This window comes from Burkholderia sp. YHN3-13 (assembly GCF_055810675.1).
Window position 1 is genome coordinate 163,890 of the sequence record NZ_JBVVNQ010000007.1, and the last position, 16,461, is coordinate 180,350.

The following is a 16,461-nucleotide window of genomic DNA, read 5'->3' on the forward strand; positions in this document are numbered from 1 at the left end:
CAACCACCCGTTCGGCCCCCTCATGAATCGTTATCCACTCTGGAAATATGTCGTGATGGTCGTGGCGCTCGCCATCGGCCTTCTGTACACATTGCCCAACTTCTTCGGCGAAGCGCCGGCGGTGCAGGTGTCGAGCGGCAAGGCCACGGTCAAGCTCGACTCGACCACGCTGACCCAGGTCGAAGCGGCGCTCGCGTCCGCGCAGATCACGCCGGACGACGTCACCTTCGAGAACACGGCGACCAACGCGAACATCCGCGTGCGCCTGAAGGACACCGATACGCAGCTGCGCGTCAAGGACCTGCTGCAAAAGTCGCTGAACGCCGACCCGAACGATCCGCAGTACGTCGTCGCCCTGAACCTGCAGAGCGCGTCGCCGCGCTGGCTGACGGCCCTGCACGCGCTGCCGATGTATCTCGGCCTCGACCTGCGCGGCGGTGTCCACTTCCTGCTCCAGGTCGACATGACGGGCGCGCTCACGAAGAAGCTCGACTCCGACGCGTCCGACGCACGCTCGCTGCTGCGCGACAAGAACATCCGTGACGGCGGCGTGAGCCGCGTCGACCAGTCCGTGGTCGTCAACTTCAGCGATGCGCAGACGGCGGAAGACGCCCGCAAGGTGCTCGCCGCGTCGATCACCGAACTGCAATGGGCGACCCAGCCCGGCGGCGGCGGCACGCAAGTCGTCGGCACCTTCACGCCGGCCGTGCAGAAGGCCGTCGAGGACGCGGCACTCAAGCAGAACCTGACGACGCTCCACAACCGCGTGAACGAACTCGGCGTGTCCGAGCCGATCCTGCAGCAGCAAGGCAGCGACCGCATCGTCGTCGAACTGCCGGGCGTGCAGGACACCGCGAAGGCGAAGGACATCATCGGCCGCACCGCGACGCTCGAGGCACGCCTCGCCGACCCGATCAACACGCACCCGAACCCGAACGACCCCGTTCCGCCGGGCGAGGAGCTGTTCACGCAGGGCAACCAGGCGCCCGTGCTGCTGAAGAAGGACGTGATCTTCACCGGCGACCGCATCATCGATGCATCGGCCGGCTTCGACGAACACCAGCGTCCGTCGGTCAACATCCGCCTCGACTCGGCCGGCGGCCGCGCGGTGCGCACGGTGTCGCGCGACAACATCGGCAAGCCGATGGCGATGGTGCTGTTCGAGAAGGGCAAGGGCGAAGTGCTGACGGTCGCGACGATCCAGTCCGAGCTCGGCGACCGCTTCCAGATCACGGGCCAGCCGACGCCGCAGGCCGCGGCCGACCTCGCGCTGCTGCTGCGCGCCGGTTCGCTCGCCGCGCCGATGGACATCATCGAGGAACGCACGATCGGCCCGAGCCTCGGCGCGGACAACATCAAGATGGGCGTCCACTCGGTGATCTGGGGCTTCTGCGCGATCGCCGTGTTCATGATCGCTTACTACATGCTGTTCGGCGTGGTGTCGGTGATCGGCCTGTCGGTGAACCTGCTGCTGCTCGTCGCCGTGCTGTCGCTGATGCAGGCCACGCTGACGCTGCCCGGTATCGCGGCAATCGCGCTCGCGCTCGGCATGGCGATCGACTCGAACGTGCTGATCAACGAGCGCGTGCGTGAGGAACTGCGCGCCGGCCAGCCGCCGCAGCTCGCGATCCAGGCCGGTTACGCGCATGCCTGGGCGACGATTCTCGACTCGAACGTCACGACGCTGATCGCCGGTCTCGCGCTGCTCGCGTTCGGCTCGGGCCCGGTTCGCGCGTTCGCGATCGTGCACTGCCTCGGCATCCTGACGTCGATGTTCTCCGCGGTGTTCTTCTCGCGCGGGATCGTCAACCTCTGGTACGGCGGCCGCAAGAAGCTGAAGTCGCTCGCGATCGGCCAGGTGTGGAAGCCGGAAGGCGCCGCTGCCGCCGCATCGTTCACCGACGCGGACGAATCGACCGACACCGCGCGCGCCGCGAAGCTCGCCGCCCCGGCGAAGGGCAACGCGCCGCGCGCCGGCAAGCCGCAGCTGCGCAACCGCGCGCAGCAAGGCGTGTCGCCGAAGAAACCGGGCTCGACCCAATAAGGCCCCGGAGACGAGACCATGGAATTTTTCCGCATCCGTAAAGACATTCCGTTCATGCGGCACGCGCTGGTGTTCAACGTGATCTCGCTGGTCACGTTCCTCGCCGCCGTGTTCTTCCTGTTCCACCGCGGGCTGCACCTGTCCGTCGAATTCACCGGCGGTACGGTGATCGAGGTGCAGTACCAGCAGGCCGCGGAACTCGAACCCGTGCGCGCGACGCTCGGCAAGCTCGGTTATGCCGACGCGCAGGTGCAGAACTTCGGCACGTCGCGCAACGTGCTGATCCGCCTGCAGCTGAAGGAAGGCCTCACGTCCGCGCAGCAGAGCGACCAGGTGATGGGCGCGCTGAAGGCGCAGAACCCCGACGTCACGCTGCAACGCGTCGAGTTCGTCGGCCCGCAGGTCGGCCGGGAGCTCGCGACCGACGGCCTGCTCGCGCTCGCGTGCGTCGTGATCGGCATCGTGATCTACCTGTCGTTCCGCTTCGAATGGAAGTACGCAGTGGCCGGCATCATCGCCAACCTGCACGACGTCGTGATCATTCTCGGCTTCTTCGCCTACTTCCAGTGGGAGTTCTCGCTGGCGGTGCTCGCGGCGATCCTCGCGGTGCTCGGCTACTCGGTCAACGAGTCGGTCGTCATCTTCGACCGGATCCGCGAGACGTTCCGCCGCGAACGCAAGATGAACGTGCAGGAAGTGATCAACCACGCGATCACGACCACGATGTCGCGCACGATCATCACGCACACGTCGACGGAAATGATGGTGCTGTCGATGTTCTTCTTCGGCGGCCCGACGCTGCACTACTTCGCGCTCGCGCTGACGGTCGGCATCATGTTCGGCATCTACTCGTCGGTGTTCGTCGCGGGCTCGCTCGCGATGTGGCTCGGCATCAAGCGCGAGGACCTGATCAAGGAAAAGAAGACCGCGCACGATCCGGACGATCCGAACGCGGGCGCGCAGGTTTAAGCGCCGCGCCGTTTCGGCATCGCACCCAAGCCGGCCCATTCGGGCCGGTTTTTTTATGCGCGGGCCGCCGCGGTACACGGCGCGCGGGCGACACGAGCAGCGCCGTCGCGGGCGTCGGCTACAATCGTCACCACCCTGCCCCGCTTGCATGCCGGCCGCGCGCTGGCCGGGCAAGCACACTCGCCACCCGTCCCAACGTGCGGTCCCGATGATGCCTCCCATGCGTGCCGTTCGTCGCCTTGCCGCCTGCGCAGCCGTCGCGGTCGGGCTCCCGCATGCGCCGCTCGCCGTCGCGCAAGCGGCATCCGCGCCGCCCGCCGCGGCATCGGCCGCCACCCCGACGCCGTCGCCCTGCCCGCCCGACTGGGAACCGCAGCTCTGCGAACTGAAGGCGGCCGTCGAAGTACTGAAGAAGCAGCACCTGACCGATGTCGACATCGGCGCGCTGCTCGACGCCGCCACCCACGACGGGATCAAGACGCTGCCGTACGCGCGCTTCTTCAACGCGAAGGAGGAGCAGGAGCGGCGCGACGACGAGCAGCGCGCGCGCAACGGCACGCCGGGCATCGGCATCGTGTTCGAGACGCGGCCCGACGGGCTGCACATCATCGACGTGATTCCCGACGCACCGGCCGAGAAAGCCGGCGTGCGGCCGGACGACCTCGTCGTCGCGATGAACGACCGGAGCGTCGTCGGCATCGACAGCGGCGAACTCCTGAAACTCGCGAAGGGCGACGCGGGCGTGCCGCTGAAACTCACGGTGCAGCGCGGCCCGAAGCATGCGGTGCTGACCTTCGCGCCGGTGCGCGCGATCGTCAAGCCGCATCCGGCGATCGCCAAGCGGCTCGACGGCGACATCCTGTACACGCGGCTGTCGAGCTTTCCGGAGCCGGCGGTCGGCGATTACATCGACGCGGTGCAGGCCGCGCGGCGCACGGGCCCGCCGGTGACAGGCATGATCCTCGACCTGCGCATCAACGGCGGCGGCGCGCTCAACGCGGCGATCGGCATCACCGCGCTGTTCGCGGGACGCGACCGCACCGCGATGGTGACGGTCGAGCGTGGCGACACGCAGCGCCGCCGCTACACGACCAACTGGCCCGACTACGCGCTGCCCGTCATGCACGGGCAGGATCCGCTGGCACCGCTGCAGGCCGACGACTGGTGGCGCACCGTGCCGCTCGTCGTGCTCGTCGACGGACAGAGCGCGTCGGCCGCCGAGGCGACCGCGGCCGCGCTGAAGGATCTCGGCCGCGCGAAACTGCTCGGCATGCCGACCTACGGGAAGGGCCTCGCGCAGACGGGCGTCGACCTGATCGACGGCACGCGCCTGAATTTCACGTATGCGCGCAACCTGCGGCCGAACGGCTGCCCGATGGACGGCTACGGCGTCGTGCCGGACTGGCTCGTGCCGCCGCGCCGCGATTCGGACGTCGACGGCGTGCTGCTGTGGTACCGGGAAGCCGATCTCGCGCGCGCGCCGTATGCGGACCGGCTGGCGCCCGACCCGTTCGCGCAGGTGCGCAAGGCGCGGCAGGCGCTGCGCGAGCAGCGCGTGCGCGCGAAGGTCGATACGGCGAGGAGCACGGCGCTGCCGCAGCGCGCGTTCGGCACGGCCGGCGACTGGCAGCTTCGGCAGGCGCTCGCCGCGCTCGCGGGGCGCCCGGTGCGAACCGTCGACGCGCCCGCGCAACTGATGCCGGCGCAGCCGGTATGCGAGCGCGCCGACAACTGACGCGCCGCCCCGCTACCGGAAACCGAACCGTCGACGGAGCACGGCCAGCGCCGCGAGGCTCAGCACGGCCGCGAACATCAGGTAGAAACTGGGCGCGGTCTTCATCCCGGTCGCGCGGATCAGCCACGCGATGATGAACGGCCCGAAGCCGCCGAAGATCGTCACCGCGACGTTGTACGCGAGCGACATCCCGGTCGTGCGCGTCTGCACCGGAAACACCTCGGACAACAGGCCCGGCAGCGCCGCGAAGTAGCCCGTCATCAGGAACGCGAGCAGCACCTGCAGCGCGATCAGCGTGCCGAAGCCCGGATGCGCGACGAGGTACGCGAACGCCGGATAGATCAGCACGAGGATGCCGACGGCCGGCGCGATCATCACGCGCACGCGGCCGTATCGATCCGACCAGTGGCCGACGAGCGGCGCGAACGCCATCTGGATCACGCCGACGACGAGGATCGCCGCGAACGCGGCGGACGGCGCGAGGCCGAGCTGCTTCACGCCGTAGGTCGGCATGAACAGCACGAGATAGGTGGCGACGGTGCCGAGCACGACCACGCCCATCGCGGCAACCAGGCGCGCCTTGTGCGAGGCGAACGTGTCGCGCAGCGGGTTCGCGGTGCCTTCGGCCGCGAGGAATTCGGGCGTCTCGTCGACCTTCGTGCGGATGTAGTACGCGACGGGCCCGAGCAGCAGCCCGAAGAAGAACGGCACGCGCCAGCCCCACGACGCCATCTGCGCGACCGAGAGCTGCGCATTCAGCACGGTGCCGAAGCCGGCGGCGAGCAGCGTCGTGAGCCCCTGGCTCGCGACCTGCCAGCTCGCGAAGAAGCCACGCCGGCCCGGCACGTGTTCGGCGAGGAACGCGGTCGCGCTGCCGAACTCGCCGCCGGCCGAGAAGCCCTGCATCAACCGCGCGGCGACGAGGATCACCGGCGCGGCGACGCCGATCGTCTCGTAGGTCGGCAGCACCGCGATGATCAGCGTGCCGGCCATCATCAGCAGGATCGACAGCGTGAGCGCGGCCTTGCGGCCCGCGCGGTCGGCATACGCGCCGAGCACGATCGCGCCGAGCGGCCGCATGAAGAACGACACGCCGAACGTGCCGAGCGTGAGCAGCAGCGACACGGTGTCGTTGCCGGCCGGGAAGAACAGTTTCGCGATCGTCACCGCGAAGAAGCCGTAGACGACGAGATCGAACCACTCGAGCGCATTGCCGATCGACGCGGCGACCACCGCGCGCCATACGCGCGGCGACGAGGCAATGGAACGGGACGGCGTGACGGCATGCATCGGCGATCTCCTTGTCGTTGTACGTTCTGTTCGAGGCAGCCGCTGTCGCGCCGTCGGCCTGCCCGGCGCCGCACGCGGCGCTCGGGCGATTATAGGCGCGCAAAAAAAACCGCCGCGCCCCCGGTAACGGGAGCGCGGCGGTCGGGCCCGCGGCAGGCCGGCACGGCGGCCGGCCTCGCCGGAAGCCTTACTGCTGCTTGACCGCTTCGGCCGTGATCAGCAGCTTCGTCTTCATCTTGAAGCCGTACTGCTTGCCGTAGTCGAGGCCGAAGTCGTCGCGGCTGAATTCGCCGACCGCGTCGACGCCGCACACTTCACGCTTGAGCATCGGGTGCGGCATGCACTTGAACGAGTCGATCTTCAGCGTGAGCGGCTTCGTGACGCCGTGCAGCGTCAGGTTGCCGACCACCGACACCGGCTTGTCGCCGTCGAACTTGATCGTGCCCTTGTAGTTCGCCTGCGGGAACTTCGCCACGTCGAAGAATTCGGCCGTCTGCAGGTGCTCGTCGAGCTTCGCGCTGCCCGTGTGGATCGACGCGATGTCGGTCGTCACGTCGACCGTACCGGTCTTCGCCGCGCGGTCGAGCGTCACGGTGCCGCTCGACTTGTCGAACTTGCCGCGCCAGACCGACAGGCCGCCGAAGTGGTCGGCCTCGAAGCTCGGGTACGTGTGGCTCGGGTCGACCTGGTACGTCGCGCTTTCGGCGAAGGCCGAGAACGACAGGGACGCAGCCAGCGCGCCCGCGGCGATGATCAGATGCTTTTTCAAACTCATTCTCCTTGGAACGGCGCCGCGCCCTCGCGCGGCATTCGGGTGAAGCGACAGCCCGCCGCTTACTTAGTGGCGACGAGATGGAACTTGATCTGCACTTCGTCGGCGACGATCGACGTGTCCTTCCACTCGCCGGTGCCGACGTTGAAGGCCGAACGCTTGATCGGCAGCACGCCGTCGAACGTCTGCGTCGCGCCGCTTTGCGCGACCGTGACGGGCACCGTGACGGTCTCGGACTTGCCCTTGATCGTCAGCTTGCCGGTCACGTTGTACTTGTTGCCGCCCGCCGGCACGATCGCCGACGACACGAACGTCGCCTGCGGATACGCCTTCGCGTCGAACCAGTCCTTGCCGGCGACCTGGTCGTTGTACATCTTGTCGCCGAGGTCGAAGCTCGCGATGTCGATGGTCATTTGCGCGCTGCCCTGCGCGGCCTTCGCCGGATCGAACTTCACCTGCGCGGAAAACTTCTTGAACGCGCCTTCGGTGGGCACGTTCATCTGCTTCGACACGGCGGACACCTTGCTCTTCGCGAGATCGACATCGGCGTGCGCCGCGCCCGACGCGACAAGTGCCGCCGCGGCGAACGCGGTCAGCATGGAGCGGGAGAAAGACACTTTCATGGGATCCTTCATTTGGCAAAGGGAAGCATTCGCGACAGCAGGCCGTCGCGGTCCAACAACTGGTGCTTGAGCGCCGCGAGCACGTGCATCGCGACGAGTGCAAGCAGAATGTAATTCAAAGACACGTGCAGCGTCTTGAAGGTTTCCTTGAGCGCCGGATCGGGGTCGATCAGCCGCGGCAGCGGCACGATGCCGAGATATACGACCGGGATGTTCGATGCCGAGCTGTACAGGTAGCCCGTCACCGGGATCACGATCATCAGCGCGTAGAGCAGCATGTGCACGCCGTGCGACGCCGCGCGCTGCCACGCGGGCGTATCGCCGGGCAGCGACGGCGGCAGGTGGGTCGCCCGCCACAGCACGCGGATCACCGCCAGCGCGAACACCGTCACGCCGATCCACTTGTGCCACGAGAAGTACTTCAGCTTCGTCGGCGTGAAGCCGGGGATGTCGGTCATCACCCAGCCGAGCGCGAAGCCGCAGACGATCAGCAGCGCGATCAGCCAGTGCAGCGCGATTGCGGTCTGCGTGTAGCGCACCGGCCGGGCCGGCAGCGAATTCGATGCCATCTTGGAGTTCCTCAGTTCAGCGAACGGCCGCGCCGGCCAGGAGTCCGACGCTTGTCAAGGGCGCCATGCTACCGCAACCTTTTGACGCGCGCGGACTCTGAGGACAGGCGTGCCAGCCGGCTGACGGCTTCCCGCCATGTTACCGATCGGTCACGACGCGCACGATCCTTGACACACCGAAAAAGGCCTTTTGGTAAGATTGGCGCCGGTTCCGGCCCCGTCGACGCGTTCCCCCAGCCGTCGCACAACTGCCTTTTCCATGCAACGAAACGACCTGATTGCCTGTCACGAGTGCGACGCACTGTTGCACAAACCACGCCTGAGCGGCCGCGAAATCGCGCGCTGTCCGCGCTGCGACGCGCTGCTGTACCGCAACAGCGCCGCGCAGATCGAGCGGATCTGCGCGCTCGCGCTCGCCGCGCTGATCACGTTCACGATCGCGCAGGCGTTCCCGATCCTCGAAATGGACGTGAACGGCAACCGCGTGCAGACCACGCTGATCGGCGCGATCGATTCGCTGTGGCACCAGGACATGGCGATCGTCGGCGTGATGGTGTTCTGCTCGACCGTGCTGTTCCCGCTCGTCGAGATGGCCGCGCTGCTGTACCTGCTGCTGCCGATCCGCCGCGGCGTCGTGCCGCCTGGTTTCAACCTGGTCCTGCGCGCGATCGAGCTCGTGCGGCCGTGGGGCATGATCGAGGTGTTCATGCTCGGCATTCTGGTCACGATCGTGAAGATGGTGAGCCTCGCGCGCGTCGTGCCCGACGCCGCGCTGTTCGCGTTCGCCGCACTCACGCTGATGATCGCGGTCGTGCTGATGTTCGATCCGCGCACGCTGTGGGACATCGCCGACGACCTGCGCGCCGGGCGCTCGCCCGGGCAACCCGACTCGGCCGCCCCGCTGCCGGAAGCCGCCCGCCGATGACGACACCGACCGCCGCACGCGCAGGCTACGCGAGCTGCCACACGTGCGGGCTCGTACAGACGCTCGACCGGCCGCACGCGCACTGCGCGCGCTGCGGCACCGCACTGCACTTCCGTACCCCGAACAGCATCATGCGCACCTGGGCGCTGCTGCTCGCGGCCGCGATCCTCTACATTCCCGCGAACCTGCTGCCGATCATGCGCACCGCGTCGATCGTCGGCTCGCAGGAAGACACGATCATGAGCGGCGTCATCTATTTCTGGGTGTCGGGCGACTGGCCGCTCGCCGTCGTCGTGTTCGTCGCGAGCATCCTCGTGCCGATGCTCAAGCTCGGCGTGCTGCTGATCCTCGTGATCAGCGCGCAGCGCCGCACCGCGTGGCGGCCGCAGCAGCGCACGCGGCTGTTCCGGATCGTCGAGCGCATCGGCCGCTGGTCGATGCTCGACATCTTCGTCGTGACGCTGACCGTCGCGCTCGTCCATTTCCGTTCGCTCGCCGTCATCACGGCCGGCCCCGGCGCGCTCGCGTTCGGTTCCGTCGTGATCCTGACGATGCTCGCGTCGATGCAGTTCGATCCCCGCCTGATCTGGGATCCAGTCGAAAACTCAGGGAATCACCATGAATAGTCCACAAGGCCCGCAGCACGACGCGCCCCGGCCGCCCGATCCGACGATCTCGACGAAAAGCGGCTGGCTGCCGTCGCTCGTCTGGCTCGTGCCGCTGATCGCCGCGCTGATCGGCATCGGCCTCGTGATCAAGTCCGTGCGCGAGCGCGGCCCGGAAATCACGATCAGCTTCCACAGCGCCGAAGGGCTCGAGCCCGGCAAGACCCAGGTCAAGTACAAGGACGTCGAGATCGGCACGGTCAAGACGATCAAGCTGTCGAAGGACCTGTCGCGCGTGCTCGTCCAGGTGCAGCTGAAGAAGGAAGCCGAGGACTTCGCGGTCAAGGGCTCGCGCTTCTGGATCGTGCGGCCGCGCGTCGGCGCGACCGGCGTGTCGGGGCTCGGTACGCTGCTGTCCGGCGCGTACATCGGTGTCGACGCCGGCCACGGGCAGGATACGCTGACCGACTTCACGGGCCTCGAGACGCCGCCCGCCGTCACGGGCGACCAGAAAGGCACGCAGTACGTGCTGCGCGGCGATTCGCTCGGCTCGGTCGACATCGGCTCGCCGGTCTATTACCGCCGCGTGCAGGTCGGCCAGGTGGTCGGGTTCTCGCTCGACAAGGACGGCACGGGCGTCACGTTCAACGTGTTCGTCAATGCGCCGTACGACCAGTACGTCGGCGTCAACTCGCGCTGGTGGCAGGCGAGCGGCGTCGACCTGCGGCTCGATTCGAGCGGCCTGAAGCTGAACACGCAGTCGCTCGCGACGGTGATCCTCGGCGGCATCGCGTTCCAGACGCCGCCGAACCAGGGCAGCGGCGCGACGGCGCCGAACAACACGACGTTCCGCCTCGGCTCCGACGAAGGCGACGCGATGCGCGACCCGGACGGCCAGCCGCTGCAGGTCGTGATGAACTTCAACCAGTCGCTGCGCGGGCTCGCCGTCGGCGCGCCGGTCGACTTCCGCGGCATCGTGCTCGGCGAAGTGACGAACATCGGCATCGACTTCGATCCGAAGACGAAGAACTTCCTGATGCCGGTGACGATGAACGTGTATCCGGAACGTCTCGGCCGCCGCTTCCGCGAATCGATCGAGAGCAAGGGCGAACCGGCCCGTCGCGAGATCGTCGAGCGGCTCGTCCAGCACGGGCTGCGCGGCCAGTTGCGCACCGGCAACCTGCTGACGAGCCAGCTGTACGTCGCGCTCGACTTCTTCCCGAAGGCGCCGGTCGTGAAGATCGACACGGCACGCCAGCCGCTCGAGCTGCCGACCGTGCCGAATACGCTCGACGAACTGCAGCTGCAGGTCGCCGACATCGCGAAGAAGCTCGACAAGGTGCCGTTCGACCAGATCGGCGCGAACCTGAACAGCGCGCTGTCGAACGCCGACAAGCTGTTCAAGCAGCTCGACACGCAGGTCGCGCCGGAAGCGCGCGACACGCTGTCGGCCGCCAAGCAGACCTTCTCGACCGCCGAGGCGACGCTGCAGCAGGATTCGCCGCTGCAGTCCGACGTACGCGGCGCGCTGAAGGAACTCACGCGCACGCTGCAATCGCTGAACGCGCTCGCCGACTATCTCGAGCGTCACCCCGAATCGCTGCTCAAGGGCAAGCCAGGAGACAAGCAATGACGACACGCGTGAACGGTTTCGCGCGCAGCGCGGCGGCGGCCCTCGCCGCCCTCGCGCTCGCCGCGTGCAGCTCGCCGCCCGCCCGGTTCTACACGCTCAGCCCGGCCGACGCCGCGGCGCCGCTGCGCACCGCGCCGGCCAACCCGGCATTCCTGATCGAGGTGCCGTCCGTCGGCGTGCCCGAGCAGGTCGCGAAGAACCAGCTGGTCGTGCAGAAGAACGCCGCGCAGGTCGACGTGCTCGAGCAGGAGCGCTGGGCGTCGCCGCCCGCCGACGAGATCCGCCGCGCGCTGTCGGACGATCTCGCCGCGCAGCTCGGCACGATCGACGTCGCGAATTCCGCGACGCCGCCCGGTGTGCCCGTGTATCGCATCAGCGTGAACGTGCAGCGCTTCGAGTCGTGGCCGGGCAAGCGCGCGGCGGTCGACGCGGTGTGGAGCGTGCGCTCGCTCGCCACGCAGGCCGTGATGACGTGCCGCACGAGCGTCGCGGAACCGGTCGCCGACGGCTACGACGCGCTCGTCGCCGGCCACCGGCGCGCGCTCGACGTGATTGCGACGCAAGCCGCGGCCGGCGTACGCGCGATGGCCGCACGCCGCGGCACGGCGGCCACGCCGGCGCCTGCGTCCGGCAGCAAGACGGCCGCCGCGCCGGTCGTGCCGTGCCCGGCCAACCCGACCTCGGGCGGCGACGCCGGCGCGACGGGCAAGTCCGGCGCCTGAGCGGGCGCCGCGCAGGCGAGCGTTCGATGCGACGCTGGCCCGCGCGGCGCATCCGATAGCGATCGCCGCCCGTTACCGGCCGGCATCACGCCGCCGCGACCGGCCCCGCGCATCGCGCCGAACCGCGAGTTTGCATTGTTTGTCAAATCGGCCGGAACCGGCGCCAGCCAACGCGGTCGGCTTGCGTTTTCCGGCCCGATTGACGATCCTACGCACTTTCCGGCTCGCGCCGTTCGTCGGGCGCGCCAGCCAGCGGCGCCGGGCCGCGTTCGGCCCGACCGCCGTGCCTCCCGGCGCCCGCACGCGATCGGCGTGCAGCGCAGCGGGGCAGCCGCATCGCGGGTTGCCGCGCATCGTCCGGCCACCGCCCCGTCTCACCCGTTCTCCCCGGCGCCGTGCCGCTTCCCCGGCCGGCATCCCGAACCCGCCCGTCCAGGGCTTTCGCTATTCCGTTTATGTTTCGTTCCCTGACGACCCTGATCAAGAAGTGGCGCGCGTCGCGCAATGCCGGTCACCAGCTCGATGCGCTGCTCGCGCACGCCGACGCCGATGCATCGTATGCCGAGCGCAGCGAATGGCTGATCGAGCTCGCGCACTGGCTGCGCCGCAACGGCACGATGCAGGAGACCCCGGCCGAGCGCGACGCCGACACGCGCGCGTATCCGGCCCATGCGCGGCTGCGCTACCTGTTCCACGTGCTCGATCGCAACCCCGCCTGGAAAGCGCACGCCGCGCGCATCCTGCGCGGCATCCTGCGCGAATGCGACGGCATCTCGCTGCTGTGCGACGCCGGCATGCCCGTGCACTCGGGCTTCTTCGGCGCGCTGTTCGAGCGGATCGACTCGTCGCTGATCCCGCCCGCGCCGAACCGCCGCGAGCTGTCGGCGCTGTTCACGCTGATGTTCCCGGCACCGGAGGACGCGAAATGGATCGACGCGCTGCCCGACGACCTGCTCGCGCGCCTCGCCGAGCTGATCTCGTTCGACGTCACCGAGGAGGAACGCCACGAGCCCGGCTCGTTCTCGCGCGACCTGCTGGCCGCGCTGCATAACCTGACCTGCCAGATCAGCTCGACCGGCCTGTCGCAGACGGTGCGCAGCCGGCTGTCCGACGACGATGCGCGCAAGCCGCTCGAATCGCAGCCGTTCTACCGCCTCACGCGCGCGATGCTCGCGGTCGAGACCGCGCACGCGGCCGTCGAGGACGGCGGCGACCCGAGCAAGCTGCTGCACGAGGTGAACTACCTGCGCGTGCTGCTCGACGAATGCCGGATCGCCGTCGACGACGTGTTCTCGCACCTGTACCGCAACGGCGTGTCGGTCGACATCGTGTTCCAGGTCGAGCGGATGCGCATGCGCATCCTGCGCGCGGAGACGCTGCTGAACGCGTGGATGGCCCGCGACGACCTGCACGGAATGGCCCGCCTGACGGCCGAGCTGGTCGACGCGAACCAGAACAGCCAGAGCGTCACGCACCTCGTGCGCAGCAACTTCTCGCTGTTCGCGCGCAAGCTCGTCGAGACCAACGCGGACACGGGCGAGCACTACATCTCGCGCGGCCGCGCCGAATACCTGAAGATGCTGCGGATGGCCGCGGGCGGCGGCCTCGTCACCGTCGTGACCGTGTGCGTGAAGTTCGCGATCACGGGCGCGCACCTGCAGTCGATGCTCGAAGGGCTGCTCGCGGGCATCAACTACGCGGCCAGCTTCATGCTGATGCACTTCCTGCACTTCACGCTCGCGACCAAGCAGCCCGCGATGACCGCGCCAACGCTGGCGCGCGAACTCGACGACACCGGCCACGACGAAGGCGTGAAGGCGTTCGTGTCGTCGGTGATCGCACTGATCCGCACGCAGGCGGCCGCGATTTCCGGCAACGTGCTCGTCGTGCTGCCCGTCTGCCTGCTCGTGCAGCTGTTCGCGGGCAACGTGCTGCACACGAACGTGATCTCGCCGGAGAAGGCGCATGCGACGCTGCACTCGTTCTCGCTGCTCGGCCCGACGCCGTTCTACGCGGCGCTCACGGGCGTGCTGCTGTGGGCGTCGAGCCTGCTCGCGGGCTGGGCCGACAACTGGTTCGTGCTGCACCGCGTCGGCGACGCGCTCACCTACAACCGCCGGCTGCGCCTCACGCTCGGCGCGGCCGGTGCCGCGAAGCTCGCGCATTTCTGCCGGTCGAACGTCGCCGGCGTGGTCGCGAACGTCGGCCTCGGCCTGATGCTCGGCCTGATCCCGGCGATCGTCAGCGTGTTCATGTTCCCGTTCGAGGTGCGTCACGTGACGCTGTCGGCCGGCTCGATCGGGGTCGCGCTCGGCGTGCTGGGCAAGAGTGCGCTGAGCACGCCCGAACTGTGGTGGGCCGCCGCCGGCGTGCTCAGCATGGCGATCCTCAACGTGCTCGTGAGCTTCGCGCTCGCGTTCACGATGGCCGTGCGCTCGCGCAGCCTGCGCCCGACCAAGGTGCGCGCGCTCGTCGCCGCGATCGTCCGCACGGTGCTGTCGAATCCGCTCGCGCTGTTCTGGCCGGCCGGCGGCCAGGCCGCGCGCGCCGGCCACACGGGCTCGCACTGACCCACTGAACCCGCGGCGGGCGCGTCAGGCCGCGCCGCACCGGTCTCCCGGTGCGCGCCCGCGGCCGTCGCGCGGGCGGTGCGGCGCCGAAACGCCGGCCCCGGCCGCCCGCGCCGCGTACAATAGTGGACTTTTGCACGTCCTCACCGCCTTATGTCCTCGCCCACCCTGTTTGAATTCTTCGCCCCCTGCCCGCGCGGCCTCGAAGCGGCGCTTGCCGCCGAGCTGGCCGAAATCGCCGGCCGCCACCTGAACGGCGCGCCGTTCACCGCGGGCGCGCAGGTGCCGGGCGGCGTCCATTTCAGCGGCGGCTGGGCCGCCGGCATGGCCGCGAACCTCCATTCGCGGATCGCGAGCCGGATCCTGCTGAAGATCGCGCACCGCGCGTACCGCAACGAGCAGGACGTCTATGCGCTCGCGCTCGAGCAGCCGTGGGAGCGCTGGTTCGCCGCCACGCAGACGCTGCGCGTCGACATCACCGCGATCAAGTCGCCGCTGAAGAGCCTCGAGTTCGCGACGCTGCGCGTGAAGGACGCGATCTGCGACCGGATGCGCGACAAGACCGGCGCGCGCCCGAGCATCGACACCGGTGCGCCGGACGTGCGCGTGTTCGCGTTCCTGACGGCCAACGAATGCACGCTGTACCTCGACACGTCGGGCGAGCCGCTGTTCAAGCGCGGTTGGCGCCTCGACAAGGGCGCGGCACCGCTGCGCGAGAACCTCGCGGCCGGCATCCTGCGCCTGACGGGCTGGACGCCCGGCACCGCGCTGTACGACCCGATGTGCGGCAGCGGCACGTTCCTCGCGGAAGCCGCGCAGATCGCGCTCGGCGTCGCGCCCGGCGTCGAACGCCGGTTCGGCTTCGAAAAGCTCAAGCAGTACGACATCACCGCGTGGCAGGGCCTGAAGGTCCCGGCGCTGGACGCGAAGCGCGCGGCGCGCGGCAAGCGCAACGAAGCGCTCGGCGTGTACGGCAGCGACATCTCCGGCGACATGCTCGAGAAGGCGCGCGCGAACCTCGAGCGCGCGGGCGTGCCGTCGGTGTGGCTCAAGCAGGTCGACGCGCGCGGGATGACGCCGCCGTGCGACGCGCCGGGCATCATCCTCGCGAACCCGCCGTACGGCGAGCGGATCGAAGTGCGCGGCCGCAGCGCGCGCGGCGAGGTGCGCGAAACCGGCCGCAACCGCGGCAACGACGATGCGTTCCGACGCACGCACACCGACGCACCGGACAGCGAGTTCTTCAACGTGCTGGGCGATGCGCTGAAGCAGCGCTTCACGGGCTGGCAGGCGTTCCTGCTGACATCCGACCGTTCGCTGCCGGGCCAGCTGCGGCTGCGCGAATCGGCAAAGACCCCGCTGTTCAACGGCGCGCTCGAGTGCCGGCTGTTCCGCTTCGACCTGATCGCCGGCAGCGTGAAGGCGCGTCCGGCCGCGCCGGAAGGCGGCGACGCGTAATCCGCGTCCATCGGGGCCGCCCGTGCGGCCGCCGCGGCACCGACAAGCGCCGCCGTTACCGCACCCGCGGCAACGGCGGCGTTTCGTTTCAGTGCTTCGACTCCGACCCGCGCGCCATCCTGAATGGCAGTGCACGCCCGGTCTCGAGCAGCGTCTTCAGGCTCGACAGCACGACCGGCCAGCCGCCGCGAATCCCGCGATCCCTCTCCGAACCGGGCACGAGCCCGTCGTGCGTGACGATCCGCTTCACGACGCCGGCCTGCGGCTCGACGAGGTAGATCACGCGCGATTCTTCACCCTCCCCCCGACGGCGTGCGCCACGTGACGACCAGCCGGCGCGGCGGACCGTTCTCGATTACCTCGCCGACGATGTCGACCCGCGACGGATCGTCGTCGTCCTGACGTTCCCAGCGCGAGCCCGGCCGCCAACAAAACGAGGTCCATGCCGCTCCCGGGTCAATGGCGTCATTGCGCAACCCCATGGTTGCATGTCAAGGGTGACAACTCTACTGACAATACGGTGTCAGCAGCCCGCGCTCACACTTC

At 68.9% G+C, this 16,461-nt stretch carries 13 protein-coding genes and 1 pseudogene; 9 read left to right on the forward strand and 5 right to left on the reverse strand.

The features are described 5' to 3' along the window. The first annotated feature begins 22 nt into the window (after positions 1–22). From secD to AC0KUR_RS18225, 3 genes are all read left to right on the forward strand, one after another. Positions 23–2,044: a protein translocase subunit SecD gene (secD, locus tag AC0KUR_RS18215; RefSeq protein WP_049028476.1), complete on the forward strand. Its 2,022-nt coding sequence runs from the start codon at positions 23–25 to the stop codon at positions 2,042–2,044. An 18-nt stretch (positions 2,045–2,062) separates the two neighbouring features. Next, positions 2,063–3,013 (forward strand): protein translocase subunit SecF, encoded by a 951-nt coding sequence (secF, locus tag AC0KUR_RS18220; RefSeq protein WP_034187142.1) that lies wholly within the window; start codon positions 2,063–2,065, stop codon positions 3,011–3,013. Positions 3,014–3,233: 220 nt separating this feature from the next. Further along, the gene (locus AC0KUR_RS18225; RefSeq protein ID WP_034187141.1) at positions 3,234–4,748 is read left to right on the forward strand and encodes a S41 family peptidase; all 1,515 of its coding nucleotides are present in this window, start codon (positions 3,234–3,236) and stop codon (positions 4,746–4,748) included. 12 nt (positions 4,749–4,760) lie between these two features. Here the strand turns inward: AC0KUR_RS18225 and AC0KUR_RS18230 are convergent, their stop codons facing one another. The 4 genes from AC0KUR_RS18230 to AC0KUR_RS18245 form a co-directional block, all read right to left on the reverse strand. After that, positions 4,761–6,038 (reverse strand): MFS transporter, encoded by a 1,278-nt coding sequence (locus AC0KUR_RS18230; RefSeq protein WP_034187140.1) that lies wholly within the window; start codon positions 6,036–6,038, stop codon positions 4,761–4,763. Positions 6,039–6,225: 187 nt separating this feature from the next. After that, a complete protein-coding gene (locus AC0KUR_RS18235; protein ID WP_473376264.1) occupies positions 6,226–6,807 on the reverse strand; it encodes a YceI family protein in 582 nt (193 codons plus the stop codon). 65 nt (positions 6,808–6,872) lie between these two features. Continuing rightward, a complete protein-coding gene (locus AC0KUR_RS18240) occupies positions 6,873–7,433 on the reverse strand; it encodes a YceI family protein (protein WP_473376265.1) in 561 nt (186 codons plus the stop codon). A gap of 8 nt (positions 7,434–7,441) precedes the next feature. Next, positions 7,442–8,002, reverse strand: a complete 561-nt coding sequence (locus AC0KUR_RS18245; protein ID WP_124607869.1) for a cytochrome b — start codon at positions 8,000–8,002, stop codon at positions 7,442–7,444. 259 nt (positions 8,003–8,261) lie between these two features. On the opposite strand from AC0KUR_RS18245, the gene AC0KUR_RS18250 reads away from it, so the two are divergent. The 6 genes from AC0KUR_RS18250 (at position 8,262) to AC0KUR_RS18275 (ending at position 15,915) form a co-directional block, all read left to right on the forward strand. Next, positions 8,262–8,927, forward strand: a complete 666-nt coding sequence (locus AC0KUR_RS18250) for a paraquat-inducible protein A (RefSeq protein ID WP_034187138.1) — start codon at positions 8,262–8,264, stop codon at positions 8,925–8,927. Further along, complete coding sequence (locus AC0KUR_RS18255) at positions 8,924–9,553, forward strand: paraquat-inducible protein A (protein ID WP_034187137.1); 630 nt, start codon at positions 8,924–8,926, stop codon at positions 9,551–9,553. The genes AC0KUR_RS18250 and AC0KUR_RS18255 overlap by 4 nt, the downstream gene beginning before the upstream one ends. Next, complete coding sequence (locus AC0KUR_RS18260) at positions 9,546–11,165, forward strand: PqiB family protein (protein ID WP_034187136.1); 1,620 nt, start codon at positions 9,546–9,548, stop codon at positions 11,163–11,165. Before AC0KUR_RS18255 ends, AC0KUR_RS18260 begins: the two co-directional genes overlap by 8 nt. Beyond that, positions 11,162–11,887, forward strand: coding sequence for a PqiC family protein (locus tag AC0KUR_RS18265; protein ID WP_034187135.1), 726 nt, complete (start codon positions 11,162–11,164; stop codon positions 11,885–11,887). The genes AC0KUR_RS18260 and AC0KUR_RS18265 overlap by 4 nt, the downstream gene beginning before the upstream one ends. A 455-nt stretch (positions 11,888–12,342) precedes the next feature. Continuing rightward, complete coding sequence (locus tag AC0KUR_RS18270) at positions 12,343–14,457, forward strand: site-specific recombinase (RefSeq protein ID WP_034187134.1); 2,115 nt, start codon at positions 12,343–12,345, stop codon at positions 14,455–14,457. A 153-nt stretch (positions 14,458–14,610) separates the two neighbouring features. Further along, a complete protein-coding gene (locus tag AC0KUR_RS18275; protein WP_034187133.1) occupies positions 14,611–15,915 on the forward strand; it encodes a THUMP domain-containing class I SAM-dependent RNA methyltransferase in 1,305 nt (434 codons plus the stop codon). An 88-nt stretch (positions 15,916–16,003) separates the two neighbouring features. Here AC0KUR_RS18275 and AC0KUR_RS18280 read toward each other — a convergent pair. Then, positions 16,004–16,397, reverse strand: a pseudogene (locus AC0KUR_RS18280) (SRPBCC domain-containing protein). Between the last annotated feature and the right edge of the window lie 64 nt (positions 16,398–16,461).

Excerpts from the sequence above, each read along its gene's own strand:
- secD (WP_049028476.1), top strand. The coding sequence starts at position 23 with ATGAATCGTTATCCACTCTGGAAATATGTCGTGATGGTCGTGGCGCTC.
- secF (WP_034187142.1), top strand. The coding sequence starts at position 2,063 with ATGGAATTTTTCCGCATCCGTAAAGACATTCCGTTCATGCGGCACGCG.
- AC0KUR_RS18225 (WP_034187141.1), top strand. The coding sequence starts at position 3,234 with ATGCGTGCCGTTCGTCGCCTTGCCGCCTGCGCAGCCGTCGCGGTCGGG.
- AC0KUR_RS18230 (WP_034187140.1), bottom strand. The coding sequence starts at position 6,038 with ATGCATGCCGTCACGCCGTCCCGTTCCATTGCCTCGTCGCCGCGCGTA.
- AC0KUR_RS18240 (WP_473376265.1), bottom strand. The coding sequence starts at position 7,433 with ATGAAAGTGTCTTTCTCCCGCTCCATGCTGACCGCGTTCGCCGCGGCG.
- AC0KUR_RS18245 (WP_124607869.1), bottom strand. The coding sequence starts at position 8,002 with ATGGCATCGAATTCGCTGCCGGCCCGGCCGGTGCGCTACACGCAGACC.
- AC0KUR_RS18250 (WP_034187138.1), top strand. The coding sequence starts at position 8,262 with ATGCAACGAAACGACCTGATTGCCTGTCACGAGTGCGACGCACTGTTG.
- AC0KUR_RS18255 (WP_034187137.1), top strand. The coding sequence starts at position 8,924 with ATGACGACACCGACCGCCGCACGCGCAGGCTACGCGAGCTGCCACACG.
- AC0KUR_RS18260 (WP_034187136.1), top strand. The coding sequence starts at position 9,546 with ATGAATAGTCCACAAGGCCCGCAGCACGACGCGCCCCGGCCGCCCGAT.
- AC0KUR_RS18265 (WP_034187135.1), top strand. The coding sequence starts at position 11,162 with ATGACGACACGCGTGAACGGTTTCGCGCGCAGCGCGGCGGCGGCCCTC.
- AC0KUR_RS18270 (WP_034187134.1), top strand. The coding sequence starts at position 12,343 with ATGTTTCGTTCCCTGACGACCCTGATCAAGAAGTGGCGCGCGTCGCGC.
- AC0KUR_RS18275 (WP_034187133.1), top strand. The coding sequence starts at position 14,611 with ATGTCCTCGCCCACCCTGTTTGAATTCTTCGCCCCCTGCCCGCGCGGC.